The sequence below is a fragment of the Pseudomonas sp. Eqa60 genome, from assembly GCF_018326405.1.
GTDB classification, from domain to species: Bacteria; Pseudomonadota; Gammaproteobacteria; order Pseudomonadales; family Pseudomonadaceae; genus Aquipseudomonas; species Aquipseudomonas protegens.
This window is the reverse complement of the sequence record NZ_AP024342.1, coordinates 4,406,056-4,430,153: the sequence shown is the minus strand read 5'-3', so window position 1 is coordinate 4,430,153 and position 24,098 is coordinate 4,406,056. Positions and strand designations below refer to the sequence as shown.

Annotated in this window: 20 protein-coding genes and 1 pseudogene; 14 read left to right on the top strand and 7 right to left on the bottom strand. The window is 56.0% G+C overall.

Features of this window, described 5'->3' with window-relative positions:
- Positions 1 to 4 precede the first annotated feature (4 nt).
- Both benC and KI242_RS19900 read left to right on the top strand, forming a co-directional pair.
- Positions 5 to 1,018 (top strand): benzoate 1,2-dioxygenase electron transfer component BenC, encoded by a 1,014-nt coding sequence (benC, locus tag KI242_RS19905; protein WP_041119025.1) that lies wholly within the window; start codon positions 5 to 7, stop codon positions 1,016 to 1,018.
- Positions 1,019 to 1,270: 252 nt separating this feature from the next.
- The gene (locus tag KI242_RS19900) at positions 1,271 to 2,044 is read left to right on the top strand and encodes a 1,6-dihydroxycyclohexa-2,4-diene-1-carboxylate dehydrogenase (RefSeq protein ID WP_169893184.1); all 774 of its coding nucleotides are present in this window, start codon (positions 1,271 to 1,273) and stop codon (positions 2,042 to 2,044) included.
- Positions 2,045 to 2,119: 75 nt separating this feature from the next.
- Here the strand turns inward: KI242_RS19900 and KI242_RS19895 are convergent, their stop codons facing one another.
- Positions 2,120 to 2,662, bottom strand: coding sequence for a hypothetical protein (locus KI242_RS19895; RefSeq protein WP_015636266.1), 543 nt, complete (start codon positions 2,660 to 2,662; stop codon positions 2,120 to 2,122).
- A 326-nt stretch (positions 2,663 to 2,988) separates the two neighbouring features.
- Positions 2,989 to 3,750 (bottom strand): SDR family oxidoreductase, encoded by a 762-nt coding sequence (locus KI242_RS19890; protein WP_169893182.1) that lies wholly within the window; start codon positions 3,748 to 3,750, stop codon positions 2,989 to 2,991.
- A 444-nt stretch (positions 3,751 to 4,194) separates the two neighbouring features.
- On the opposite strand from KI242_RS19890, the pseudogene KI242_RS19885 reads away from it, so the two are divergent.
- Together KI242_RS19885 and KI242_RS19880 are read left to right on the top strand one after the other, a co-directional pair.
- Positions 4,195 to 4,748, top strand: a pseudogene (locus KI242_RS19885) (sulfatase-like hydrolase/transferase); the annotation flags it as partial.
- A 763-nt stretch (positions 4,749 to 5,511) separates the two neighbouring features.
- On the top strand, positions 5,512 to 6,147 hold the full coding sequence (locus KI242_RS19880; protein WP_212805476.1) for a hypothetical protein: 636 nt from the start codon (positions 5,512 to 5,514) through the stop codon (positions 6,145 to 6,147).
- A 22-nt stretch (positions 6,148 to 6,169) separates the two neighbouring features.
- On the opposite strand, the gene KI242_RS19875 is transcribed toward KI242_RS19880, so the two are convergent.
- Positions 6,170 to 6,583 (bottom strand): very short patch repair endonuclease, encoded by a 414-nt coding sequence (locus KI242_RS19875; protein ID WP_212805475.1) that lies wholly within the window; start codon positions 6,581 to 6,583, stop codon positions 6,170 to 6,172.
- A gap of 29 nt (positions 6,584 to 6,612) precedes the next feature.
- Here KI242_RS19875 and dcm point away from each other — a divergent pair, with 29 nt between their 5' ends.
- From dcm to KI242_RS19850, 5 genes are all read left to right on the top strand, one after another.
- A complete protein-coding gene (gene dcm / locus KI242_RS19870) occupies positions 6,613 to 8,214 on the top strand; it encodes a DNA (cytosine-5-)-methyltransferase (protein ID WP_212805474.1) in 1,602 nt (533 codons plus the stop codon).
- Positions 8,215 to 8,302: 88 nt separating this feature from the next.
- Complete coding sequence (locus KI242_RS19865; protein ID WP_212806392.1) at positions 8,303 to 9,748, top strand: ATP-binding protein; 1,446 nt, start codon at positions 8,303 to 8,305, stop codon at positions 9,746 to 9,748.
- Positions 9,749 to 9,761: 13 nt separating this feature from the next.
- Positions 9,762 to 12,578, top strand: a complete 2,817-nt coding sequence (locus KI242_RS19860) for a Z1 domain-containing protein (RefSeq protein ID WP_212805473.1) — start codon at positions 9,762 to 9,764, stop codon at positions 12,576 to 12,578.
- Positions 12,578 to 13,591, top strand: a complete 1,014-nt coding sequence (locus KI242_RS19855) for a PD-(D/E)XK motif protein (protein WP_212805472.1) — start codon at positions 12,578 to 12,580, stop codon at positions 13,589 to 13,591. The genes KI242_RS19860 and KI242_RS19855 overlap by 1 nt, the downstream gene beginning before the upstream one ends.
- Positions 13,591 to 15,399, top strand: a complete 1,809-nt coding sequence (locus tag KI242_RS19850) for an AIPR family protein (protein WP_212805471.1) — start codon at positions 13,591 to 13,593, stop codon at positions 15,397 to 15,399. The genes KI242_RS19855 and KI242_RS19850 overlap by 1 nt, the downstream gene beginning before the upstream one ends.
- Before the next feature lie 531 nt (positions 15,400 to 15,930).
- Here the strand turns inward: KI242_RS19850 and KI242_RS19845 are convergent.
- Positions 15,931 to 16,212, bottom strand: a complete 282-nt coding sequence (locus tag KI242_RS19845) for a fructose-bisphosphate aldolase (protein ID WP_212805470.1) — start codon at positions 16,210 to 16,212, stop codon at positions 15,931 to 15,933.
- A gap of 528 nt (positions 16,213 to 16,740) precedes the next feature.
- Between KI242_RS19845 and KI242_RS19840 the strand changes: the two genes are divergently transcribed.
- From KI242_RS19840 to KI242_RS19820, 5 genes are all read left to right on the top strand, one after another.
- On the top strand, positions 16,741 to 17,709 hold the full coding sequence (locus KI242_RS19840) for a hypothetical protein (protein WP_212805469.1): 969 nt from the start codon (positions 16,741 to 16,743) through the stop codon (positions 17,707 to 17,709).
- Between the two features lie 37 nt (positions 17,710 to 17,746).
- Entirely contained in the window at positions 17,747 to 18,394 is a 648-nt protein-coding gene (locus tag KI242_RS19835) for a hypothetical protein (RefSeq protein WP_244868145.1), read from the top strand.
- 86 nt (positions 18,395 to 18,480) lie between these two features.
- A complete protein-coding gene (locus tag KI242_RS19830; RefSeq protein ID WP_183001025.1) occupies positions 18,481 to 18,963 on the top strand; it encodes a DUF4265 domain-containing protein in 483 nt (160 codons plus the stop codon).
- Positions 18,964 to 19,310: 347 nt separating this feature from the next.
- Positions 19,311 to 19,628 carry a transcriptional regulator gene (locus KI242_RS19825; RefSeq protein ID WP_123430749.1) on the top strand — a complete coding sequence of 106 codons (318 nt, stop codon included), beginning with the start codon at positions 19,311 to 19,313 and terminating at the stop codon, positions 19,626 to 19,628.
- Positions 19,618 to 19,902: a helix-turn-helix domain-containing protein gene (locus tag KI242_RS19820; protein ID WP_015636246.1), complete on the top strand. Its 285-nt coding sequence runs from the start codon at positions 19,618 to 19,620 to the stop codon at positions 19,900 to 19,902. Before KI242_RS19825 ends, KI242_RS19820 begins: the two co-directional genes overlap by 11 nt.
- A 187-nt stretch (positions 19,903 to 20,089) precedes the next feature.
- Here KI242_RS19820 and KI242_RS19815 read toward each other — a convergent pair whose 3' ends face one another.
- The 3 genes from KI242_RS19815 to KI242_RS19805 form a co-directional block, all read right to left on the bottom strand.
- The gene (locus KI242_RS19815; protein ID WP_212805468.1) at positions 20,090 to 22,273 is read right to left on the bottom strand and encodes a TonB-dependent siderophore receptor; all 2,184 of its coding nucleotides are present in this window, start codon (positions 22,271 to 22,273) and stop codon (positions 20,090 to 20,092) included.
- A gap of 231 nt (positions 22,274 to 22,504) precedes the next feature.
- Complete coding sequence (locus tag KI242_RS19810; RefSeq protein WP_053152634.1) at positions 22,505 to 22,783, bottom strand: Arc family DNA-binding protein; 279 nt, start codon at positions 22,781 to 22,783, stop codon at positions 22,505 to 22,507.
- A gap of 190 nt (positions 22,784 to 22,973) precedes the next feature.
- Complete coding sequence (locus KI242_RS19805) at positions 22,974 to 23,837, bottom strand: hypothetical protein (protein WP_212805467.1); 864 nt, start codon at positions 23,835 to 23,837, stop codon at positions 22,974 to 22,976.
- Positions 23,838 to 24,098: the final 261 nt, after the last annotated feature.

The window sequence follows — 24,098 nt, the reverse complement described above, 5'->3', positions numbered from 1 at the left end:
TGCCATGAGCCATCAAATCGCACTCAATTTCGAAGACGGCGTCACCCGTTTCGTCAACGCCAACCCGGGCGAAACCGTGGCTGACGCCGCCTACCGCCAGGGCATCAATATTCCCCTGGACTGCCGCGACGGCGCCTGCGGCACCTGCAAGTGTTTTGCCGAGGCGGGGCTCTACGAGCTGGGGGAGGACTACATCGAAGACGCCCTGAGCGCCGACGAGGCCGAGCAGGGTTTTGTCCTCACCTGCCAGATGCGCGCCCTCGGTGATTGCGTGGTACGGGTGCCGGCCTCGTCCCAGGTCTGCCGGGCCGGGCAGGCCACCTTCCAGGCCAGCATCAGCGCGGTGCGCCAGTTGTCCGCCAGCACCATCGCCCTGTCGATCAAGGGCGAGGCCCTGAACCAGCTGGCGTTCCTGCCGGGGCAGTACGTCAACCTTGGCGTGCCTGGCAGCGAGCAGACCCGCGCCTATTCCTTCAGCTCCCTGCAGCGCGATGGCGAAGTCAGTTTCCTGATCCGCAATGTGCCCGGCGGCCTGATGAGCAGCTTCCTCACCAGTCTCGCCAAAGCCGGCGACAGCATGACCCTGGCCGGGCCCCTGGGCAGCTTCTACCTGCGGGACATCCGCCGGCCCTTGCTGTTGCTGGCCGGCGGCACCGGGCTGGCGCCGTTCACCGCCATGCTGGAGAAGATTGCCGAGCAGGGCAGCGAGCACCCGTTGCATCTGATCTACGGCGTGACCAACGATTTCGACCTGGTGGAACTGGAGCGCCTGGAAGACTTTGCCGCGCGCATCCCCCAGTTCAGCTTCAGCGCCTGCGTGGCCAACCCCGAGAGCCAGTACCCGCGCAAGGGCTACGTGACCCAGCACATCGAACCGGCGCACCTCAACCAGGGCGATGTGGATGTCTACCTGTGCGGGCCGCCGCCAATGGTGGAGGCGGTGAGCCAGTTCATCCGCGAACAGGGCATCGCCCCGGCGAACTTCTACTACGAGAAATTCGCCGCCAGCGCCGCCTGAAGAGCGCCTCGCTGCTGTAGGAGCTGGCTTGCCAGCGAAGGCGTCCACAAGAGCGCTGCTAGGCTCAAGGGCTTCTTCGCCGGCAAGCCGGCTCCTACGGAATCCCACACGGCAAGCCATAGCGCTGTAGGAGCTGGCTTGCCAGCGAAGGCGTCCACAAGAGCGCTGCTAGGCTCAAGGGCCTCTTCGCCGGCAAGCCGGCTCCTACGTCGGGTGATGTTCTCCCTATCTTTTTGCATTCACGAGGTTTCCATGAACCGTTTCCACAACCAAGTCGCTCTGGTCACCGGCGCCGCCCAGGGCATCGGCCGTCGCGTTGCCGAACGCCTGGCCGAAGAGGGCGCCCGCGTGGTGCTGGTGGACCGCTCCGAACTGGTCTTCGAACTGGCCGCCGAACTCAGCCCCCGCTACCCGGTCCTGGCCCTCACCGCCGACCTGGAGCAGTACAGCGAATGCAGCCGGATCATGGCGGCGGCCATCGCCCACGTCGGCCGCCTCGACATCCTCATCAACAACGTCGGCGGCACCATCTGGGCCAAGCCCTTCGAACACTACGAGCCCGCGCAGATCGAAGCCGAAGTCCGTCGCTCATTGTTCCCCACCCTGTGGTGCTGCCACGCCGCCTTGCCGCAGATGCTGGAGCAGGGCAGCGGCGCCATCGTCAACGTCTCGTCCATCGCCACCCGCAGCCTCAACCGCGTGCCCTACGGCGCGGCCAAGGGCGGCATCAATGCACTCACTGCGTGCCTGGCCTTCGAAACCGCCGGCCGCGGCGTGCGGGTCAACGCCACCGCTCCCGGCGGCACCGAGGCACCGCCGCGGCGCATTCCGCGCAACAGCACCGAGCCCAGTACCGAAGAGCAGGCCTGGTACCAGCAGATCGTCGACCAGACCCTGGATAGCAGCCTGATGCACCGCTACGGCAGCGTTGACGAGCAGGCGGCGGCGATCCTGTTCCTGGCCTCCGACGAAGCTTCCTATATCACCGGCACGGTGCTGCCGGTGGGCGGCGGCGATCAGGGCTGAACGAGGGGCGAACTGGACGCCCCTACCTGTGGCTGGCCACGGCGGTGCTTATGCAGCTGGCCAGCCCGAAGGCCTCTATGGCTGCGGTGGAATGGGGTAGGGCAAGGTGATCGGCGGTGCATCCTGCAGTTGCCGCGAAGACTGCGCCATCAGATAACCGATGATCTGCGCCGAGCTCAGCTCGATATGCAACATATCTTGATCGCCAAACCACTCGTTGGGCCAGAAGATCAGGTCCGAGGCATTGGCCTCGGGGAAGTTGGTTTCCAGCAGGCTCAGGGCGTAGTCCGTATCAGATTCCGTGCCCTCGCACTGGCAGATGAAATCCGCCAGGGCGCAGGCCTCGGCGAAGCTCAGGTCGTCAACGTAGCGCTCCTGATGAAAGGCCGTGCGCAGAAAGTTCGCCGCGCTGGTATGGCTGTGCATATCGCGAAATTCGTGGAACTCGAAAGGCCGGCCGGCGTGGCTGTTCCACTGCTGGATCAGTGCATTGATCTCGGGGCTTTCCCGTTCCTGGTTGTCCCAGATGCGGTCGAGGATCTGCTTCAGCAAGCCCTTCATCAGCGCACGTATTTTCGGCGTGGCGGGTGTTGGTTTCAGCCGTTCCGGCATGGCCATGGGTGTCTCCCTGATTGTCATTTCGTTTGTAGGAGTCGGCTGCCGGCGAAGGCGTCATCAAGATCGCCACCAAAGCTTCCAACAAGCCACTCTGATTTGCGCTTAACGATTTTCTTGTCTCTTTCCCGTACCCGATGCACCCGGGTGAGCGCTTTGCCTTCCTCTGCCTCGAAGAAGCCCGGGTCATCCGCCGCACTTAAATCGATAGGGTATCCGCCCGCCGGTGTCCTCTAGCCCGCTCTGAAAACTATGGTGTCCATCCTTTGGGCGAGTCGGTGAAACAGAGTGACTCGTCTACTCACCTGCTACACCGGAGCACGCTAAACCTAGGTCAGATTCAACCCACCGTCTGAGAGGAGTATCTCGCCGGTCAAGTAGTCCGACTCGACCAGCATTACAACAGCTTTTGCGATGTCGTCTGGGCTAGCGGCCCTGCGCATCGGGGCGCGAGTTCGCCATAGCTCTTGGGCCCCCGTCCACTCTGCGGTCATAGGCGTGTCGACCAAGCCAGGCGCCACAGCGTTTACGCGAATATCTGGCCCCAGTGACAACGCGAGCAAGCGGGTCATGTGATTAAGCGCGGCTTTACTGACCGCATAGGGGATCGATGCGCCCTTAGGACGGATACCGGCATGGGAACTGATATTTACGACGCAACCTGCTCGACGGTAACGGGCGGCATCGCGCAATGCCAACTCGGCCAAAGTGACGAGATGGAACGGCGCCACGACATTCACCTCGTTAAGTTCGTGCCACACCGTCGAGTTGGCCGAGGCAAGGTCGCCGTGAGGAATAACTTGGCTAATACCGGCGTTATTGACCAATACGTCGAGCTGCCCCCACGCGGCGATCGCCTCGTTAATAAGCCTGACCCTGTCAGCTTCGACAGCAAGATCAGCCTGCACGTAAATCGCCTGCTGCATTTCGGCAGCCATAGCGCGTCCCGTATCCGCAGAGTTTCGCGAATGGAGCACCACCGCATAGCCTGCCTGGCTTAGTACATGTGCAATGGCTGCGCCGATACCGGAAGTGGATCCTGTAACCAAGGCGACGCGTAATACGTTATCGATTGTCGGATTGGGGTTCATATGGATTTCTCTAATGGGTTGCTGGAAAGCCAGCACCGGAGCACCAAGCGAGCAACATTGGCGTCAGGCGGTCACGATGGGCAGGTATCCATCTTCAAATCAGGTTGGCGCTTACCGGGTAAACCGTTGCGGTGAAGTAGACACAGGTTCAGGGCCAGAACGAGTTCGTCGCGGCTGCAAGCAGGGTTGGATTGATTGCGGGTAGGTACAGGGGGCATGCGGGAGCTATCCGTAGGTTTCCCGATTCGCTGTACGACACAGCGTAAGAGGTCGTAAGGATATTCTTTTCCCAACTGGTTTGGGAGTTCAGTAGTGAGTAAGAAAGGGGGCGAGTAGGGGAGAGAGGGGATGCTCTCACTACGCGGCCATGGGAGTGGCAGATCATCGAGAGAGCTTAAGCAATATCGAGTACCACAAGCTCTACCTGATCGGCGGCAACGCCGGCTGGACTTCAACATCGGCCGCCTGATGGAGATATCCAAGGCGGGCGGCTACTACGACAACACGATTTTCGTGTTCTTCGGCGACCACAACACCCGCATCAGCCAGATCCCCCACATGGCCCCGCGTTTGAACAGCTAGGGCTGGAAAGCAGCAACGTACCGCTGCTGATTCATGCACCGGGGATGTTGCAGCCCAAAGTGATCGAAGAAGCCGTCGGCCTGGCAGACCTGCTGCCCACTGTGGCCGGCATGGCCGGGATGCCCTTCACCCATGGCGCCATGGGGCGGGACATTCAGCAGCCAGCGCCGGAGGGGAAGCGGGTGGTGCCGCTGGTATTAAGGGAAGGGACCTTTCCGGTGATTGGCGGTGTGACCAAGGACTTTTTGTTGCAGATGCAGCACGACGGCAGTGGCGCGACGTTGCATGATTTGGCTTCGAATACCCCGCGTGAGGATGTGGCGCAGGAGCATCCGCAGGAGTTTGAACGGCTGTTGGAGTTGACGCGGGGGATGCATGAGGGGGCGCGGTTGATGCTTTATCGGAATGTGCGGTGACACCGCGTAGTCATCGGTTGACGCCAGCCCGTGTAGGAGCTGGCTTGCCAGCGAAGGCGGCCTAAAAGACACGGGGTAAATCGGCTTCTACCCCGTGCTCTTCTTTCTCGTACTTCTGATTGTTCAGCCCGCAGGCCTATTGGCATCCAGCAACGAATCCACCACCGCTCTAGCCATTTCCACCGAATGGACCATTGACCAAATCAACCCACGCTCCACACCGCTGGTGCGTTCGGTGATCTGCACAGTCCATAGTAGCGACACATGCACCAATCCATATGTGGCATTGATATCAGCTCGGAAATTGAACAGTTGGTGGCTACGGTTTAACTCTTCTTGGAGGTAGCGATTTTTCTAGGCATGATACGGCATGTGGCCAGCATTACGTTATCTAGTGTCGTTAGTCGACTGGCTAAACCATAGGTGTGATGTGTGGTAGGCAGGAGGTTGGCTGCATACACGCTCTTTCGGAAAGGATAGAGGCTGGCCCGTCGTCATTTAAAGAGAGCAGTTTTGGCTAGTGGAGGGCTGTTGTATTTACGTAGAAAGTGAAAGTGGTACAGCAGATGATAATAAGCGACTCGATTTCGCCGAATGGAGAGTGCTTGTAAAACGGTTGTTGCCTGATTCACTTCCAGTTCGGAGGGAAGAGTGTTTCTCAGTTCTTCGCACGCTGTTTGGAGAAAACCTACCTAACGGAGTCGTATCGGCACTATCTTCATTGGCATTCATGGGGCTTGAACATGAGGCCCGAGAACTGTTAGTGGATTTTCTATGCGAGAAGCATGATTCGAAAAAAATAAGTAGTTTGTTGCAGGCCCGTCTGCTTTCTAATGAGATATCTAGTTTGGTTGCTCTCAATGTTAACGAGCCCTCGGTAGTTGATGGTTCGGACTCGGAGTTTGAATGCAGGGTAGTTGTTGATGATGATAACTTGCAGGATTGGAACTGGACTGCGTCAGATGAAGTGCGCACTCCAGAAATAGACGACATTGGGCTGAGGGCTATTGCAAGCCAAGTTCAGGGTGCTATCGGTTCCTATGCTTCTGTGGAAAAAGGTGCGGTGATTCCTAGCCTTGCTGAGCCTTTTGACAGTGCTCTGTGGGCTGAAAAAACAACCCTTCCCACACCTACCTCTAAAATATCGCCTGCGGAAATTGCTCTTGTGGAGCGCACTGCCAAACTCGGTACGGTAGCGATGGATGTACTGAGATATTTTTCAGATAATCCGGGAGACCGAGCTGCTCACGCGGAACTTGTTCTGGGGTATCCCCTAACGGATATTAATAAGCTTCTATTAGGTTCTCTAAGTAATTATGTGAAGAAAACCGGATCTGGGGGTTGGGAGTGCTATTCATGGGTTTCAGGTCTATTGCTCATACTGGATGACGCTTTGTGAGCAAGTTATTAATTAAATACGGTCACTCAAGCGCTTTTAGACGTTTAAGTAATGCAGGCAATACTGTCTCTGGAGTTTTGAGTTCGCATTCCCATACGGTGAAAACTCGCCATCCTGCGCTACCCAACTCCTGCGCTACTTTGAGATCTCTATCTACATTGGAGTCCAGTTTTTTTGTCCAGAAGTCGGCGCGTGTCTTGGGCAGGACGGCGTATTTGCAGTCGGTGTGGCGATGCCAAAAGCATCCGTGAACAAAAATACATACTTTTAGTCGAGGTAGTACTATGTCGGGTTTCCCTGGCAGGTCTTTTCGATGAAGCCGAAAGCGGTAGCCATATGCATGCAAAAAGCGCCTGACAGCCAGCTCGGGTTTGGTGTTTTTGCCCTTTATGCCCGCCATCATGCGGGATCTTGTGGCTCGGTCAACGATATCCATTTCGTATTTTCTCAAAACAGCGTGGTTTCATGAGTCGTAGCTATCCCATTCAGGTTGTGGATCTCTTTGCCGGCCCCGGCGGTCTTGGGGAGGGTTTTTCCTCTCATTCGGACACTAATGGTGAGACCTTCGAGATAAAGGTCTCAGCCGAAATGGAGGTTTCCGCGCGTTCTACTCTCCGCCTCAGGGCCTTCTATCGACTGCTGAAGAATAGGCAACCCGAAGCCCTCGAGGATTACTACAACTTTTGTGAAACTGCAGGCGTACCGGAGCCTCATACACCCAGGAGTCTTGAGGCATGGCGGCATGCCGATAACGAAGCTCAGTTGTTGGAACTTGGTACCGAAGAGGGCAACACCAAGCTCGACAAAATGCTGGCGAACCGTCTCGATGAGACTAGGCCATGGGTTTTAATTGGAGGGCCTCCATGTCAAGCCTACTCAATCGTAGGTCGAGCCAGAAACCGTGGGAAAGTGGATTATCGTGCAGAAAATGATCATAGGCATTTTCTGTATCGTGAGTATCTGAGAATCATCCAGAAGAAGAGACCAGCAGTTTTCGTGATGGAAAACGTGAAAGGCATTCTTTCTTCACAGGTCGCTGGCGAGCAGATGTTCCCTCAGATATTGCGTGACCTAGCTGACCCAGATGCTGCGTTTGGAGAAAGCGGTAATGGTCCGAAGTACAGAATATGTTCTCTTGTCGCCGATGATATCTACGAAAGTGGAGCAGATCCTGACAGCATCGAGCCAAGCAACTACATCATTCGTGCAGAGGAGTATGGAGTTCCTCAGGCTAGACATCGAGTGATACTTCTCGGTGTTTCCGAGGAGTATTTGGATGCGCTTGGCAATCACAAACTGTCCCCAGTTTCTGGGCCGGCGGTGGATCAGATAATCGGCTGTTTACCGCCATTACGCAGTACTCTTACTCGAATGAAAGACTCGCCTGAGGCGTGGGCGGATATAGTGCGTCAGCACTTAAAGGAACTGAACCATGAGTGCCTTCAGTTGGTGAGTGATACACCTGAAAGACTCGCGCTGGCTGCTAGACTCGGCATTCTCGCTAGCAGTTATGACAGCCGTGATATGAACTCCGGTGGGTTGCGGGTGCTGAAAAAAAACACTTCGAATGGGGTGACGGGAACCCCTCTTGATAGCTGGTTGCAAGATCCGAGACTGAAGTATTGGCTCAATCATGAGGCTAGGGGGCACATGAGCTCCGATTTGCGCAGGTATGTTTATGCTGCCGCTTTTGCCGAGACTTATAGTGATTCGCCCAAGGGACACCAGCATTTCAACCTTCCTGGGCTGGCCCCCGATCATAAGAATTGGACGACGGGCAAGTTCAGTGACCGTTTTCGTGTCCAGAGAGCAGGTATTCCCTCTACGACAATAACCAGTCATATCGCGAAGGACGGGCACTACTTCATTCATTACGATCCCCGGCAGTGCCGAAGTTTGACTGTTCGAGAAGCTGCACGACTGCAGACCTTTCCCGATAACTACTTTTTCCTTGGCAATAGAACACAGCAGTTCCATCAAGTGGGTAATGCGGTTCCGCCGTTTTTGGCTTGGCAGATTGCCGATGTTGTATTCCGCATAGTTAGAAACGGAAATAGTTCAAAGTAGAGTCAAATTAATCATCGTAGACATGACAAGGAGCGTTATTTTGTCACCCTCATTCAAGAGTCGAAATGCTCCGCCCAAAGCCAGTGCAATGGTCGAGGCATTGCGAGGGCTGGGCTACAACACACAAACAGCATTGGCTGACATCATTGATAACAGCGTTGCAGCAGGGGCATCGGAAGTCAGAGTCGAGTTCGTCTGGGCTCAAGCAGAAAGTCGAATTACCTGCCAAGACAATGGAGCCGGAATGTCGGCAGCCGGACTTGATCTTGCTATGAGACTGGGGGAGCGCAATCCGTTGGAGCATAGATCAGAGTCCGATCTTGGTCGTTTCGGGCTGGGCCTCAAGACAGCATCATTTTCACAGTGCCGCAGGCTTACCGTAGCCACAGTAGGTGAGGAAGGCATGCAGTCTCTGCGCTGGGATCTTGACTATTTGGCAAACAGCTCCGACGGAGGCTGGCATCTGCTAGAGGGGCCCCATCCTGGTTCCGAAGGGTATTTGGGACCACTTTCTACAGCAGGTTGCGGGTCTCTGGTCCTCTGGGAGGAGCTTGATCGGATCATTACTCCTGGAAGCACTGTTCAGGACTTTCTGAACTTGGCCGACAAGGTCGAGCAGCATCTTGGAATGGTGTTCCATAGGTATCTGGAAGGTAGTCGGCCACGTCTCAAAATTCTGCTCAACGGACAGCCGGTAAAGCCCTGGGATCCATTTATGGCGGACCATCCGGGAAAGCCTTACAACCCTCCGGTATTCAAACACCCAACAATCAAGGGAGTCGAAGCCGAATGCCATGTTCTACCGCACAAGGACATGCTCTCGGGCGAGGACTTCGAAGTGCTGGGTGGCCCTGAAGGATGGACGGCCCAACAGGGTTTTTATGTTTACCGAAATGAGCGTCTTCTTGTTGCAGGTAGTTGGCTAGGTTTGGGGGCTGGTAGATCCTGGACAAAGGATGAGGCTCACCGACTGGCAAGAATTCGTCTGGATATACCCAACTCGGCTGATGCCGACTGGAAGATCGATATCCGTAAATCCACCGCCAGGCCCCCTGTTTACCTTCGCGACTGGCTGACCCGGCTTGCCGAAGCAACGCGTGGACGCGCGCGTCGAGCCTTTGCTCACAGGGGTAGGCCCACATTGCTTGGCAACAAACAGGTTGCCGAAGCCTGGAAGATAGAGCGTCTTACTAGCGGTATACGATACCGGATAGACAGCGACCACCCCGCGATAAGAGATGTGCTTGATGAGGCCGGAGGGCTGCTTCCGCAGATTAGAGCAATGCTTCGGGTCATTGAGGAAACGGTCCCTGTTCAGCGGATATGGATCGATACGGCGGAAAATAGAGATACCCCCTGCACAGGGTTTGAGACGGCCCCGTCTAGTGAGGTCAATGAGGTTTTGATGGTCATGTACCGCAGCATGATCGAAAAGAAGGGATATACCGCTTCTTCTGCCAAGGAGCAGCTTCGGATCACGGAGCCTTTCCACGCTTTCCCTTCATTGGTGGATGCTCTGCCCGACAATTTTTAAGGAGTTGCGACGAATGTCCGAAGACAACAAATGGAGTGTGGTCAAGTTCGTCCAAGAGATGATCGTGGACTTGCAGGGCAAGTCGGCGATTACTCCGGCGCTCATTTCACAAAAGATCGACATGGTACTAAAGATCATGCCGAACAAGGCCGAAGGACTTGATCGCGACGCAGTCACCGACGAACTCATCAGGCGGTTCAGTGTTTGGGTCGGTAAGGAATCTTCTCTTGTCGACATGGCCGGGCACGTCCCCTGGCTAACCAGTGAGGCCAAGAAGGAGTGGCGTTACTGGCGCCGTTACAGAGAGTGGCAGGAAAAGAAGTTGCCATGGAGTGCTGTGGAAGCACTCGATGAAACCACCGATAACGTTCTTTCCATGCTTGAGGACCCTCGGCGCGAAGGTCCGTGGGATCGTCGTGGCATGGTGGTCGGCCACGTGCAGTCGGGCAAGACCGGGAATTATACGGGGCTCATATGCAAGGCGGCAGACGCCGGATATAAAATCATCATCGTACTTGCGGGGCTCCACAACAATCTGCGCTCGCAGACGCAGATGCGACTGGATGAGGGGTTTCTCGGCTATGAAACCAGCCCAATTGAGGGGGAGGGGAACGTGGCTATCGGAGTTGGAAAAATTGACCCCTCTCCCGCGTTACGCCCTCAGTACGTTACCAACAGGACCGAGACTGGAGATTTCAACACCAGATTTGTGAGAAATCTTGGTGTCTCGCCTGAGCAGAAACCGTGGTTGTTCGTCGTCAAGAAGAACAAAACTGTTCTGCAGCGCCTGCTTAAATGGATTCACAAGCATGTTGCAGAAACGACTGATCCGGAAACCGGCCGCCCTCTGGTAACCCATCTCCCTTTACTGATAGTTGACGACGAGGCAGATCATGCGTCAGTGGATACCGGTGAGAAGGTAGTCGACGAAAACGGTCAGCCTGACCTCGAACATGAACCCACGGCAATCAACAGCCTGATTCGTCAGATACTGCACTCCTTCTCGAGGAAGGCCTATGTCGGCTATACGGCTACACCGTTTGCAAACATCTATATCCACGAGCAGGGTGAGACAGTAAAGGAAGGGCCGGATCTGTTCCCAGCGGCATTCATTACCAATCTCTCGGCGCCCTCAAGCTATATCGGTCCGTCAAGGGTATTCGGACTCGCGGGAGAGAATGGGCGCATAGGCGCTCTTGATTTGGTCCGCCCAGTCACGGATCACTGCTCCACCGACGGAAAGGGCGGTTGGATGCCTGTTGGTCACAAAAGCAATTACGTTCCTTCCGACGTCATGCCTCCTTCGCTGGTCGAGGCAATACAGGCATTCGTATTGGCAAGCACCATTCGTCAATTGCGGGGGCAGGGGGCCGAGCACAGCTCCATGCTAGTGCACGTAACACGATTCAACTTGGTTCAGCAGCATGTACATGGGCAGGTTCGTAATTACATCATGCAGTTGAAGCAGCGGCTTAGAAGACGCATCGACCATGAGGGGGTACTGGCCGAATTGCGCAGCCTGTGGAATAGAGACATCCGGACGACAAGCCACGAAATTGAAAAACAGATGGGCGAGAACTTTCGGCGTCAAGCCGATGACTGGTTCGAGATAGAGCAAGCGTTACCAGATCTGTTGGAGCAGATCGATGTGCGCATGATCAACGGTACTGCAAAAGATGCGCTGGACTATGTCGACAGCGCCACGGGGCTAAAGGTCATTGCAATTGGAGGAGACAAGCTGGCCCGAGGGCTCACACTTGAAGGTCTATGTGTCAGCTATTTTCTTCGGGCCTCCAAAATGTATGACACGTTGATGCAGATGGGACGGTGGTTCGGTTATCGACCTGGTTACTTGGACTTGTGTCGCCTCTATACCACAGCGGATCTGGTTGAATGGTTTGAACACATTGCAGATGCAGCGGAAGAGCTGAGAGCTGAGTTCGACTTCATGATGGAAAGCGGGCTGACCCCACGTCAGTACGGTCTCAAGGTTGTCTCTCACCCTGTATTGATGGTGACTTCACCACTGAAAATGAGGACCGCTAAAACCCTGTATCTGTCTTTCAGCGGAGATATTGTTGAAACGGTCAGTTTCTTCAGGGATCCGGCCCTGCTCAGACAGAATGTCATGGCTTTCAACTCTTTTGTATCCAACATGGGTAAGGCATCGGAGATTCCTCCGCAGGGCCGAAACGGCCGAATTGATAGCTGGAACGGTGTGAGTTGGAATGGTGTTGAAGCTCAGGCTGTTATTGAGTTTCTGAGGGCGTACCAGACTCATCCTGACTCCAGAAAAGTGAGAAGTGATCTGCTTGCGAACTTCATCGAAGAGATGAGTCGGTCTGGCGAGCTTACTTCCTGGACGGTTGCGGTTATCGCTGGTGGTACTGCCGGCACCGAAAATGTCGCAGGCTTTCCGATAAAACGAATGAAGCGCACAAACAAGTCTCGAGAAGCTGATAAATATTCCATAGGTCGCCTCCTCTCGCCTCATGATGAGGCTCTGGACCTTGACGAGTCATCGTGGAATGCCGCACTTGAATGGACTCGTAAAGACTGGAAACCCGACCCCGTTCGCTCCAGAAGTAAGGAGTTGCCCGAGACCCCAGGCGGACCTTACGTCAGGCGTGTCCGTGGCCAGGGGCGTGGGAAAGTAGCGCCGCATCCCGAAAGAGGACTTCTACTTATGTACCTTCTTGACCTAAAGGACTCTGGAATTTTGGGCGTTGAGGTGCCTGTCGTTGCATTTGCAATCAGCTTTCCTTCCAGCAATGCGGGAAAGTCGGTGCCCTATGTCGTCACTAACCTTATGTGGGAGCAGCAACAATAATGGCGGCAGTGAGTAGTTCCGAATTGCTTGGCATTTGGCGAGCTCTTCCCGGCAACGCCTGGGCTCAGGGGTGGCGATCGATTGATCTATTTCAGAAAGCAACAATCAGGGTTAAGGCAGCCAGGCATGCGCCGGGAAATGAGGAGTCTGTTTTAGTCGGCTTTTCAAGCTGTAGAACGGCACCTAACTCGCAATTGCCTCAGGGGCAAGGGTTTCGGATTGAAAGTGTAGGGTTGGGTGAGGCTGCGGGTGATCACCACTGGCTCGCGATCGTTCGTCAACCTGAAGGTAGCTTGGAGCTTTTTGCAGCCGTAGTCGCCGATTTATGTGGACTACTGGATTCCGATAACGGCTGTACCGAAGAACTTGTATATCAGCGACTGCTCGGAAGAGTGCGTGGGTGGCAGGAGTTCATGCGTAAAGGACGCGAGGGTTTGGGGCCCGAAGCTGAACTGGGGCTTATGGGTGAACTCTGTTTACTGCGGCATCTGATTGATGAGGGCGTATTGCTATTCTCAGCAGTGCAAGGGTGGAAAGGGCCGCTCGACGGGCTTCATGACTTTCAAATTGGTATGGGCGCAATAGAGGTCAAGTCCACAATGGCAACTGAAGGCTTCCCGGTGAAAATTACTTCCCTGGATCAGCTCGACGAATCCCAGTGTCCACCGCTCTTTCTCGCCGCACTTCGCTTCGGTTCAGCGGATTTGGGAATGTCACTTCCCGAGGCTGTGACTGATCTACGCTGTCTGCTGGAGCCTGACTCTGCAGCGACCAGACTCTTCGAGCAAGCACTTCATCAGGCCGGTTATTTGGACATGCAGGCAGAAAACTATACGCGTCGTTTTTCATTGAGCGAGATAAGGATGCATCTCGTTGATGCGGAATTTCCGAGGCTGACGCCTTTCAGTATCTCGACAGCTATTCGTCGAGCGCAGTACGAGCTCGATCTGGCATTGATACCAGCCGATAACCATCTGTTGGTAGATGTGCTTGAGCAACTTGGAGTCATTTGATGGAACTTGTGGATTTTTTGCGGGACACCCAGGCATCGGTCCGAGAGGAAGTTTTGAAGGATATTGCACCTGGTGAAGCCCCTGTGCCAGCAGAGGCTGTATTTACTGAGCATGTAATGGCTCATATGGCCGATGAAGGAATAACCTTCGAGCCAACAGTCTGCCATTACGGTGCCAAGGTCGGATCCTACAAAGTCAAAATCAGTGGTTATTCTGTCTCGGACACAACTGACGAACTGGGAAACCCCGACCGGCTGGATTTGTTCGTCAGCCTTTACAAGGGGCTCGAGGATATTGAGGACATCCCAGATACTGAAATCGGCAGGGCTGCCAAGCAAGGGCTGCATTTTCTCAAGTTTTGTGCGACGGGAAAACTTTCAGAGGCGCTAGATGAAACCAACGAGGCATACCCACTTGTTACGGAGGTTGAGCGTATATTTACCGCTCTGGATAGCATCCGGATTTTTGTAATTACCGATGGCCAGGTTAAGACAAGGAACTATGCACCTCAGGATATCGAGGGCAAACAGGTGCGCCTTGAGGTCATGGACATTCAGCGGTTATTCAACCATTGGCAGCAGGGCCGGCCCCGGGATGAGCTGGTAGTTAACTTTCAGGATCTCTGTGGTATGGCATTGCCTAGCGTATGGGTCCCTGGGGCAGGTGATGACGAATATGACTATGCTCTAACGGCAGTCCCCGGCGAGGCTTTGCGTTTTCTATACGAGAAGTACGGACCACGTATTCTTGAGGCAAACGTACGTTCATTCCTTGGTGTTGGTAGCAGAGGCGTAAACAAGGGGATTCGTGACAGTTTGCGGAGTAATCCGGATCGATTCATGGCTTATAACAATGGCATTGTTGTAGTGGCCGATGCTGCGAAGTTAGATCGCACACCAGACGGATCTACTGGCATTCTGTGGCTTCAGGGCATGCAGATCGTCAATGGTGGACAGACTACAGCCTCCATTTATTTCGCCAAGAAAAAAAACCCCGAAATAGATCTCAGTAGTGTCCGAGTTCCAGCGAAGATTATCGTGCTCAGAAATGGTCAGGGAGATGACGAGGAGTTGATCTCGAATATATCTCGCTATGCCAATAGCCAAAACGTAGTAAAGCAATCAGATCTTTCAGCAAACAAGCCATTTCATCGAGAACTGGAAAAACTGTCCATGCGTACATATTGTCCGGATGGTGTGGGGCGCTGGTTCTATGAACGATCGGCCGGCAGTTACAAGGTGATGCTTGAAAAAGAGGCGACAACGGTTGTTCAAAAGAAAAAACTTCAGGCAGCAATTCCTCCCTATCGCAAAATCACAAAACCGGACCTAGCTAAGTTTTTGTTCGCTTGGGATCAGAAACCCCACGTTGTAGGGCTGGGCAGTCAAAAGAATTTTCAGGCCTTCATGGATGAGTTGGGAGAGCGAGAAAGCTCCGGAGAGGATGTAATTCCTGATCAAAATCAGTTCAAGGAAATGATTGCAAAGGCCATCCTGTTCAAATCTGCTCAGAAATTGATAAGGCCTCTATTCCCGGCATTTCAGGGAAATATTACCGTATACACAGTTTCGGTTCTTGCACTTAAACTTGGGCTAGGTTTTGATTTTCAACGTGTCTGGCAGGCTCAGAATATTTCGCCTGAGCTACAAAGACAGTTGGCTACTTGGGCTTGTGAAGTAAATGAAGCACTTCATCGCGGTGCAAATGGGAAGATGATTTCCGAATGGGCCAAGAAGCTCGAGTGCTGGTCCTTGGTCAGGGACTTCAAGTATTCGGAGGCGAATACCAATATTCCGGAGATACGCTGAGTAGGTGTCATAGGCTTTAGGTATATTTATTATAAGTGCTTCTTATATTCCGGTCTCACTGTAACTCAGATTGGTTAGGCCGGATTTCGCTGATTGTTGTTGTGTTAATTGCGTGTCATGAGTTTTTCGTTAAATGTAGAATTATCTATCTGAGGGAGCCTACACATAGGTAGTTTCAGCTCGAGCTCGCAGTGTTAGCTTTATTGTTGGGTGATCGCGAAATGAGATTTTTCATGAGGATTTATGTGTGATTCTCCTACAGCTCGTAGGGCTTTTAGATTGTGCTGCCATTTGCGAGATGAAGGGTGTGGTGGGAAAGGTCTTTCCAAAAATGGGTGGCCTGATGTTCTGGCGGTGATATTCGATTTGTAGTCGTCTTCATAGAGTACTGAATTTTCAGTTTTTCGATTTTTTACGCTGCATTTTTCTCTGTTCCTATTCGGTTCTCAAAGAGTTAGATGAGATTGGAAGTGCGGGTAAGTGGGTGTGGGTTTTTAATAAGCCGGCATGTGCCGGCTTATTTGTTCTTAATTAAATATTTAAAGCCTGAGTTTCTATTGCTCTCAATAGCTCTCGCACATCCTGTAGTAACAACCTCGCTGTATTGGTCACCGTGCCAATGTCCTTATCGTTCGAGTCCCGCAACGTGGTGCAGCTCATCAGATTCAGATAATCAAGCGCAGTCACCAATCGCTCACTCGCACAAGCATGCAAATCCACCAACGGCGCCTGGCTGTCGACAAACAGCACCGGCCCATCGCTGGCGATTGGGATCATGGGAATAAATCGTTCGGATAGATCTCGAGCATTCATGGCATCGTCCTTTTCAAGAATAGAAAAGTTGCCACCTGCTGCTGCGAATCAACGGGTGGCAGCTGTACGCGGGTTCGCAGACCGAGGAAAAGAACAAACCCGGCAGACCCTGAGGTCTCCCACGTACAGCCGCCATAAAACGAAACGCAGGCGAAGTGTGCCTGAGTTGGCATGGGCGGTGTAGTTCGACTTTTCTTTTGGGCTGCGAAACCCTGCCGCTGACAAAATTCAGCGAACGAGAAAACTATAGGGACAGGGCAGGTCCGGGACAATGGCGCTTCTGTAGGAATGGTCTCTATTGCGAGTAAGGACCGGCTGAACTCTCCAGGGAATTCATATCCGCTGTGCCTGACCCTAACTGTATGGGCCTTTCAGCTTGGTAATCGGCAGCAGAGTGGGGCCCCCACGGCAATTGTCCAACAGCCTGTTGGACCATTTCAGATTCGGGCCAGGCCTCGGCAAATCCATCTGACCTTCAATCGATTTTGCTATCCTGCGCCCCTTTTCCCCACCGCAAGGAACGCAGGCATGATCCAGCCCATTGGCAGCAGTCCACAAACAAGGGCTGGCCAACAGCGTCACCTGCCACACCTGCTTTTCCGCCTGACCGCAGCACTCTTGCTCGGCCTCGGGCTAATCACCCCAACCGCCCAAGCCAACCCCACCACCACCTACCGCGGCACCCTCGGCGACACCCCGGTTGAACTGGCGCTCACCTACGACTCCCAATACGGCGGCGGTATGTCCGGCTATTGGTTCTCCGAGTCCGAGCGCCTGCCCATGGCGTTGGAATCCACCCCTTTCCATCCCGGCTCCGGGCTCTTGATCAACATCATGGACAATCCGACCCTGCCCGCAACGGCGGTGTCGTTGCAGCCGTTCGCCGAGGGGGCGCAGGCGTTGCAGGGCAGTCTGGTGGATTTGCGCACGGGCACGCAGCAGCCGTTGCAGTTGCAGCGGGTGACGCGCTTTGGTGGCAGTCAGCGGGAGGCCTTTGAGGGGGAGTTGTTGCAGCCGGTGTTCGATCGGGATTTCTATTTCAGTGTGCATGCCGCGCGCAAGGCCGGGGAGGAGGTGGCGCAGGTGGACAGTATCCGGGTGATCAGCCGGGCCACCGGTAAGCGGGTGCAGGAGATTAGCGGGCAGTGGTGTCTGTCGTCCGTGGGCACCAGGACGCTGACCTTCGGGCATTTTCATGCCGAGGCGCGGATGGACTTTCAGGTCCAGGGCTATCGCGTGGGGGAGGCGGATGGCCGGGTGTGGTGCTCGCCCACGCAGTACTACCTGTACAGCCGGGATCTGCGGACCTATCGGCGTCATCCGCAGTTGGAGCAGTTCGCGGTGGACGGTGATCTGCGTTTTTCCCCCAGTGGCCAGATGGAGTTCAGCAAGCAGGACTTCATCAACTACGACAAGCGCACTCGGCGTTGGGATTATTACCGGGTGATCAGCCCTGATCGGCTGGAATATCTGTCGTCGGGCGAGGAGCGTTTCTGATGCGTGGGTTTGATGTTGCTCGGGGCTGGCGGTGCTGGTGTTGGCGCTGTGGCTGTTGCCGGCGCAGGCGTCCCACGGGGTGTATGAGGGCACGGTGGGCAAGCAGGCGATTGTCTTGACCCTGGGTAGCCAGAATGCGGTCTACCAGGGCACCTATGCCTATCAGCGCTATCGCACGCCGATCCGCCTCAAGCCGACCTTCAGCTACAGCAACAAGACGCTGGCCATGGATGAGCTGGACGAGCAGGGCTTGCCGGTGGCGCGTCTGCAGTTCAATGACTTGCTGAACTCCCGCCAGCAGGAGCAGGTACGCGGCACCTGGACCAGTTATCGCACGGGCAAGTCCTTGCCCATTGCGCTGAAGCTGGTGGGCCTGGTGGATTCGGATCGCTCGTGGCCGCAGCCGGTCACCACGCTGCTGCAGAGTGCTTCCACCAAGCGCTGGTATTTCCAGGTGCCGATGCCGGGCAATGATCAGCGGATTACGACGGTGGAGGTGATGGACAAGGCCACCGGCAAGTTGCTGGTGAGCCTGGCGATCGCGGCACCGGGCTGTCCGAATCAGGGGGTGGATACCTTGCAGTTGCAGGGTGAGGGGGAGCAACTGCGGATTGCTTTCAAGGACTGCACGTTTCCGGGGTTTCGGTGGAATGAGGGCGGTGGGAGCTTTGCGCCGTTGCCTTGAGGCCCGTTCGTTTGCGCCCTTTGGGGACGTGGCGGCTGGTGGATTAGATGAGTCTGGTGTTGAACCTGGAAGTGGTGGAGCCTCGTATGGATGACAAGCAATCCCCTGTGCTGATTCAGGTGTACATGGCCGATGACGATGGCGCCGTTCGCGAGGAGTTGCTGGCGCGGCGCATCGATGAGGATACCTACGAGTTGCTGTCTTCACCGGGGCTGGCACAGAACCTGGCGCGGGGCGATATCGTTTCCATCCGCAATCCCGATGCTCCGGCGCAAGTGCTGAAACGGGGCGGGAATTTCTGCATTCAGATCTATGCCGATTACATTGATCCGGCGGTGATCAGTGCGCTTGAAAACGAGGTCGCTGGTGAGCTGGGTGGAACCCTGGATGGGCTGTTCGAGGGGAACCTGTCATTCGCTGTTCCTGCAAGGAATGGCATGGACCGTATCAATGCGGTGTTCGATCGCTTCCGCGAGCAAACCGGGATCGAGTGGTACTACGCCAATGTCTATAAAAACCTCGACGACGATGAGGATGAGACGCTGTTGAACTGGTGGTTGGACGTGTGATCCTCCTTGGGGCTGCCGCCAGAGCGACCAAGTAACCGACCAAGTAACCGATCAAGCAGGTTGGCAGCTTCGAGTCATTGCAGAGTGACGCGCCTTGGTTTACCACGGCTCTCTTGAGGACACCTTCGCCGGTAAATCGGCTCCGAGCCTGTAAGGCAAATCTGTATTTTCGGTAAGCAGTGGCTGCCCTCGATGATTGCGACCACCCTCGGTGATGAGTAGATCAAACGTCCACCCCTTGCGATGCCTGGTTGCGGCAGGGGTATTGGTCTTTCCAGCGCCAGCAGGTTGTGTCGGACGAATGCCTGTCTGTTCGTCTGTACGGCCTTGCCGTAGATGGTGGAGCCATGTATACCGTTATCGAAACCGAGGTCTTCAAGCGCTACGCCGAGCCTATCTGGAATGACGCCGAGCGCTTGGAATTCATCACCTGGTTGGTCGCAGACCCATGGGTTGGAGACGTCATCCCCGGTACCGGAGGGCTGCGCAAGGTGCGCTGGTCTTGCAGTGGCATCGGCAAGCGCGGCGGCACACGAGTCATCTACTACAACCTGCTTTCGGAAGGTCTTATTTGGTTGCTGATCGTCTACACCAAGGCGAAGTTAAACAATCTGCCCATCGGCTTTCTGAATCAATTGAAAGAGGGAATCAGTCATGGACCATGAACTGCAGCAGTTTCAGAAGGATTTGCTGACTTCGGTGGGCCAGATGAAAGCCGGCAAGGCGGCGCGTGCAACGGTGGTAAAACTGTCCGGGGCGGCAGAGGCCCGGGCTAAGGTGGGGCTCTCTCAGAGTGCGTTTGCCACGCTGTTGGGGGTCAGCCTGCGTACACTGCAGGATTGGGAGCAAGGCCGGCGCCAGCCGACAGGCGCGGCTCAAACGCTGCTGCGTGTGGCCAGCCAGTACCCTGAAGCCTTGCGGGCTTTGCAGCCGGTTTGATGGCGAGTAGACCAGGCGCTGACAAGTCGGTCTTGATGACCGGCTTTTTTGTGCATGCCTGACAGATTCGCATAGTCACTGGTTTGCCAGCGAAGGTGTCCTTGAGACCGCCTTCGCCGGCAAGCCGGCTCCTACAATACAGCGGCTAACTTGAGAGGCGTATTCTCGCTGGGCGGTTGGCGCTGCATCAGAAATTCACCGAAGCACTCAACCGAGCCGTCAGCGGCGCGCCCTGGAACAGGTAGTCGTCGCCCATGTATTCCCCGGTGTCGCGCCAGTAGCGCTTGTCGAACAGGTTGTCCACGGTCAGGCGGAACACGGTGTCGTAGCCATCGATGCGGGTGCTGTAGCGGCTGCCGATGTTGAAGATGGCGTAGGCGCCGGTGGCGACGTTGCCCTGGTGGTCGGCGTATTGGCTGCCGCTGTATTGCATGCCGCCCAGCAGGGCCAGGCCGTCGAGCCAGGGCAGGGCGTAGTCGCCCTGCAGGCTGGCCCGCAGGCGCGGGACGTTGAGGGTCTGGTGCCCCTCGTAGGCCGGGGTACCGGTGCCCTCGACCCGGGAGCGGATCGCCGCGACGCTGGCGGCAATCTGCAGGCGTTGGGTGGCCCAACCGTTGGCGGAGAGCTCCAGGCCAGTGTTCTTTTGCTGGCCCTGCTGGACGTAGGTGAACCCCCCGGAGGCATCGGGGCGCGAGTACTGGTAGGCCTGGCGCATCTGGAACAGGGCGGCGGTAAAACTCATGCGCTGCCAGTCATATTTGATCCCGGTTTCGATTTGGCGCGAGACGGTGGGGGCGAGGGTCTCGCCATTGTTGCTGGCGAACCAGGGGGCCTGGCCACCGAGGGACAGGCCCTTGCTGTACTGGGTGTACAGCGAAATGTTGTTGATCGGTTTGTAGATCAGCGCGGCCTGGGGCAGGAATACATAGCGTTGGGTGTGGCGATCGCGCACGCCGTCCTTGTCGAAGCTCTCTTCGTCCAGGCGTACTTCGCGCCCGCCGAGGACGGTCTGCCACTGTTCGTTGAAGCTGATGCGGTCGCTGAGGAACAGGCCGTATTGGCGGCTGTCCAGGCGTTTGTGGGTGTCGTTGAGGGCGCCGTCGTAGCGGCCGAAGTTCTCAGGCTCGCTCTGGATATTGCCCGTGCCAATCCATTGATTGATGGACTCGCGCCGGTCCACCACACGGCGAAACGCACTGGTCCCCACGCTCAACTCATGCCCCAGGCCCGCGGCGTCGAAGCGGCCATTGAGCACCGCCTGCACTTCATCATTGCGCCGGGTGTCGTCGGGGCTGCGGAAGTCGTAGATGTCGTAGTTGCCTTCGGGGCTGAAGTAGTTGCCGTTGGCGTTGATGCAGCCGGTGGTACAGCCGCCCCAGGCAAACGAACTGTAGTCATCGATCACCACCCGGCTGCGCGACGCACTGAGATTGCCCTTCCAGTCGTCGTTGAAGCGGTACTCGAAATTGCCGCCGATGTTCAGCGATTCATTGGTCACCGGCTTTGACCCGCTCTGGTGCCCCAGGAGTCTTTTCGGCGAGGCGTGGTGGGGCAGGCTGGAGCCCCCCAGCAGTTGATAGCCCGGTGCCGAGCGCTGCTGCTTGTTCTGGTATTCGATGTCCAGTTGCAGCAGGGCGTCGGGGCTGATGTTCCAGTCCAGGGCCAGGGAGGCGAAGTCGCGCTGGCCATTGGTGTGCTCGACGTAGGAGTGCAGGTCTTCATGGGCCAGGTTGGCGCGCAGGCCGAACTGCTGTTCGCTGCCGAACCAACCGCCGATATCGGTGGCCAGGTAGCCGTTGCCGCGGTCGTCGGTGGAAACGGTCACCGAACGAATGTCCGTGGGCCGCTTGGTCACATAGTTGATCAGTCCGCCGGGCTCGCTGACCCCGCTTTGCAGGCCGGAAAGGCCCTTGAGCAATTCCACCCGCTGCTTGTTTTCCAGGGCGACGTTCTGTTCGCCGGTGATGGTGCGGTTGTTGATCTTGTAGCTGCTGGCGGCATTCAGCGAGAAGCCGCGCACCTCGAAGTTTTCGTAATAGCCCACCGGCGCGTAGCTCTGGCCCACCGAGGCATCGTTCTTCAGCACGTCGCTGAGCAGGCGGGCCTGCTGGTCGAGGATCATGTCTTCATTGATCACGCTGATGGAGGCCGGGGTATCCAGCAAGGGCGCTTCGCTGAAACCACCCACCGAGGCGCTGTCGACGCGATAGCCGTAGGGCTCTTCGCCGCTGACGGTCTGGGTCGGCAACTGGGTGCCCGCGGCGTTGGCCACGGCGCTGCTGCCGGCCAGCAGCAGGCCCAGGGTCAGGCGGTTGAGGGGCAAAGCTGAGCTGCAGGTGCGCGCGGGGGCAGTCGGGTGAATCCGGCTCATGAACAATCCTAGAAGGCGACGCGGCCCCATGGCAGAAGCCGGGGGAGGTTCCTGGGAAGGCTAGGAGCGTCGACCTGCGTGTGTAGTGAGGAACAGCGGGGGAGCCCTGCGAGCATCAGGTCAGGGCCTGGCGGTTGCCGCTGGGTACTGTCGGGCAGGCGCCATCATACAAGCTGCAGCGAGGGGGTAAAGGCGGAAGAGGCAGAAGATCGCGTGGCGGGAGTGGCCGCTTCAAGTCCTTGCGTAACAAGGCCGTGGGCAATCCTGCTCGGGCTCCGGGTGGCCCATCTGCAGGTACTTGATCCGCTCCTCCATGGAATCGACCTTGCGCAGCAGCAGGCTGATGAGTTTCTCATTCATCTCACGGGTTTCATCGACGACCAGGGACTTTTCCAGGCGGTCGACGATTTCATTGTTCATGCTGCGGTTTTCTCGTTTGGCAATGTGTTTGAGCTGGTTGTGCAGGTCGCCTGGAAGACGAACGATGAACTTTTGCAGGGAGGAGCACATAGCGGACCTCAGAGTAATGCCAAAGAGCAGCATCATAAGAATGAGGCAGGCTTGCTTGCTTCAAGAAAATTCTTAAAAGAATGAAATATCTGAAGGCACTAGCGCTCAAGCCCAGGCACTCTCGGCCTTGCCCTAGGGGCAGGTTCAGCCGTGCGGGCGGCCTCCGGTGGGTATTGTGATGTGCTTTCGATCATCGCTCCGGCACGAAGCGCAGCCCCACGGATTCCCAGTCTTTCCAGGTGGGAGTGAAGCCTTTGCGCCAAGGAACATCGAAGCGATTCAGAGGCTTCTTGCTAGTGCCACAGTAATATCCGGCGTGAATCACCCCGTCTTTCTCCACTGCCAGCGGGAAGGCGCCCCGGACCCGGGGCAGGGGGATTTTCCAACCCCGCTCGATCTGGTTGAGGCTTAGGGCAAATCGACGATTCACCAGTGCCTTGAGCCTGAAAGGCAGTTGCTGATAGTCGCATGTCTGTTTTTGGGCCAGGGACAGCGACGAGAATTGATCGAAAGTCACATGGTTCTTGGTACCGGCCAAGGCCTCCAGATCATCCCTCGACAGTAGGTGGAAGCGAATGTTTTCAAAGGTCAGGGCGCCCTGGTCGGTCCGCGGGCTCTTTGTGAGTTCGGCGAGAATGTAGTAGTGAGCCTGGAAGCCTTTTCTCTTGAGATTCTTGTCCAGCAGCAGGTTCCAGTATGAGGTCTTGTTGATACGCCAATGCTTGGGCGAGGCGGTGCTTTTGATTTCGATGGTCAACCCCCAGGTCAGTTGCAGATCGAATACATCGCCTTGATGCTGGAACTCGAAACTCTTTCTCAGGCTTTTGCTCAGGTTGTCGGGGTAAGGGTTCTGAAAAGTGAAGTGCTCCACCAGCTTGCCGGCAATTTCCTCCGCATGGGAGATCAGGTGCTGGCATAGCAGGTATTCGATCAAGACGCCGCGCAGGAACGGGTCTCGTGCGTTGGAGAACGCCCACGACCAGAAATCCGGGGCACCGAGTCGGGTATCGACTTGATCAAATCTGAATTGAATATTCGGAGTCAGGGTCGGCATCGGCAAGTCCCTTGGCGAAAGAGGGTGCAGTCCTGGGGGGCGGACTGAATCAGGAGCGGCGCATTTGTAGCAGTTTTGCCGGCTGGTGCAACAATCGGATGGGACTTGGCAATGTCCGGGGAGGCCAAAAGGTGCTGGCCCTGAGCCTGCTGCGAAAAAGGTGGGGGGCTTGCGCGCAGGACCTGCAAAAGAACCTATACCTAAGGTGGCGCGACGCCAGCACCGTTCGCAGGTGGCGCAAGGCAATCCACAGGGAGGTGC

Excerpts from the sequence above, each read along its gene's own strand:
- KI242_RS19900 (WP_169893184.1), top strand. The coding sequence starts at position 1,271 with ATGAACCGTTTCCACAACCAAGTCGCTCTGGTCACCGGCGCCGCCCAG.
- KI242_RS19815 (WP_212805468.1), bottom strand. The coding sequence starts at position 22,273 with ATGAGCCGGATTCACCCGACTGCCCCCGCGCGCACCTGCAGCTCAGCT.
- KI242_RS19825 (WP_123430749.1), top strand. The coding sequence starts at position 19,311 with ATGTATACCGTTATCGAAACCGAGGTCTTCAAGCGCTACGCCGAGCCT.
- KI242_RS19865 (WP_212806392.1), top strand. The coding sequence starts at position 8,303 with ATGGTCGAGGCATTGCGAGGGCTGGGCTACAACACACAAACAGCATTG.
- KI242_RS19845 (WP_212805470.1), bottom strand. The coding sequence starts at position 16,212 with ATGAATGCTCGAGATCTATCCGAACGATTTATTCCCATGATCCCAATC.
- KI242_RS19895 (WP_015636266.1), bottom strand. The coding sequence starts at position 2,662 with ATGGCCATGCCGGAACGGCTGAAACCAACACCCGCCACGCCGAAAATA.
- KI242_RS19875 (WP_212805475.1), bottom strand. The coding sequence starts at position 6,583 with ATGGATATCGTTGACCGAGCCACAAGATCCCGCATGATGGCGGGCATA.
- KI242_RS19810 (WP_053152634.1), bottom strand. The coding sequence starts at position 22,783 with ATGTGCTCCTCCCTGCAAAAGTTCATCGTTCGTCTTCCAGGCGACCTG.
- KI242_RS19830 (WP_183001025.1), top strand. The coding sequence starts at position 18,481 with ATGGATGACAAGCAATCCCCTGTGCTGATTCAGGTGTACATGGCCGAT.
- KI242_RS19805 (WP_212805467.1), bottom strand. The coding sequence starts at position 23,837 with ATGCCGACCCTGACTCCGAATATTCAATTCAGATTTGATCAAGTCGAT.
- KI242_RS19855 (WP_212805472.1), top strand. The coding sequence starts at position 12,578 with ATGGCGGCAGTGAGTAGTTCCGAATTGCTTGGCATTTGGCGAGCTCTT.
- KI242_RS19850 (WP_212805471.1), top strand. The coding sequence starts at position 13,591 with ATGGAACTTGTGGATTTTTTGCGGGACACCCAGGCATCGGTCCGAGAG.
- KI242_RS19840 (WP_212805469.1), top strand. The coding sequence starts at position 16,741 with ATGATCCAGCCCATTGGCAGCAGTCCACAAACAAGGGCTGGCCAACAG.
- KI242_RS19860 (WP_212805473.1), top strand. The coding sequence starts at position 9,762 with ATGTCCGAAGACAACAAATGGAGTGTGGTCAAGTTCGTCCAAGAGATG.
- dcm (WP_212805474.1), top strand. The coding sequence starts at position 6,613 with ATGAGTCGTAGCTATCCCATTCAGGTTGTGGATCTCTTTGCCGGCCCC.
- KI242_RS19890 (WP_169893182.1), bottom strand. The coding sequence starts at position 3,750 with ATGAACCCCAATCCGACAATCGATAACGTATTACGCGTCGCCTTGGTT.
- KI242_RS19820 (WP_015636246.1), top strand. The coding sequence starts at position 19,618 with ATGGACCATGAACTGCAGCAGTTTCAGAAGGATTTGCTGACTTCGGTG.
- benC (WP_041119025.1), top strand. The coding sequence starts at position 5 with ATGAGCCATCAAATCGCACTCAATTTCGAAGACGGCGTCACCCGTTTC.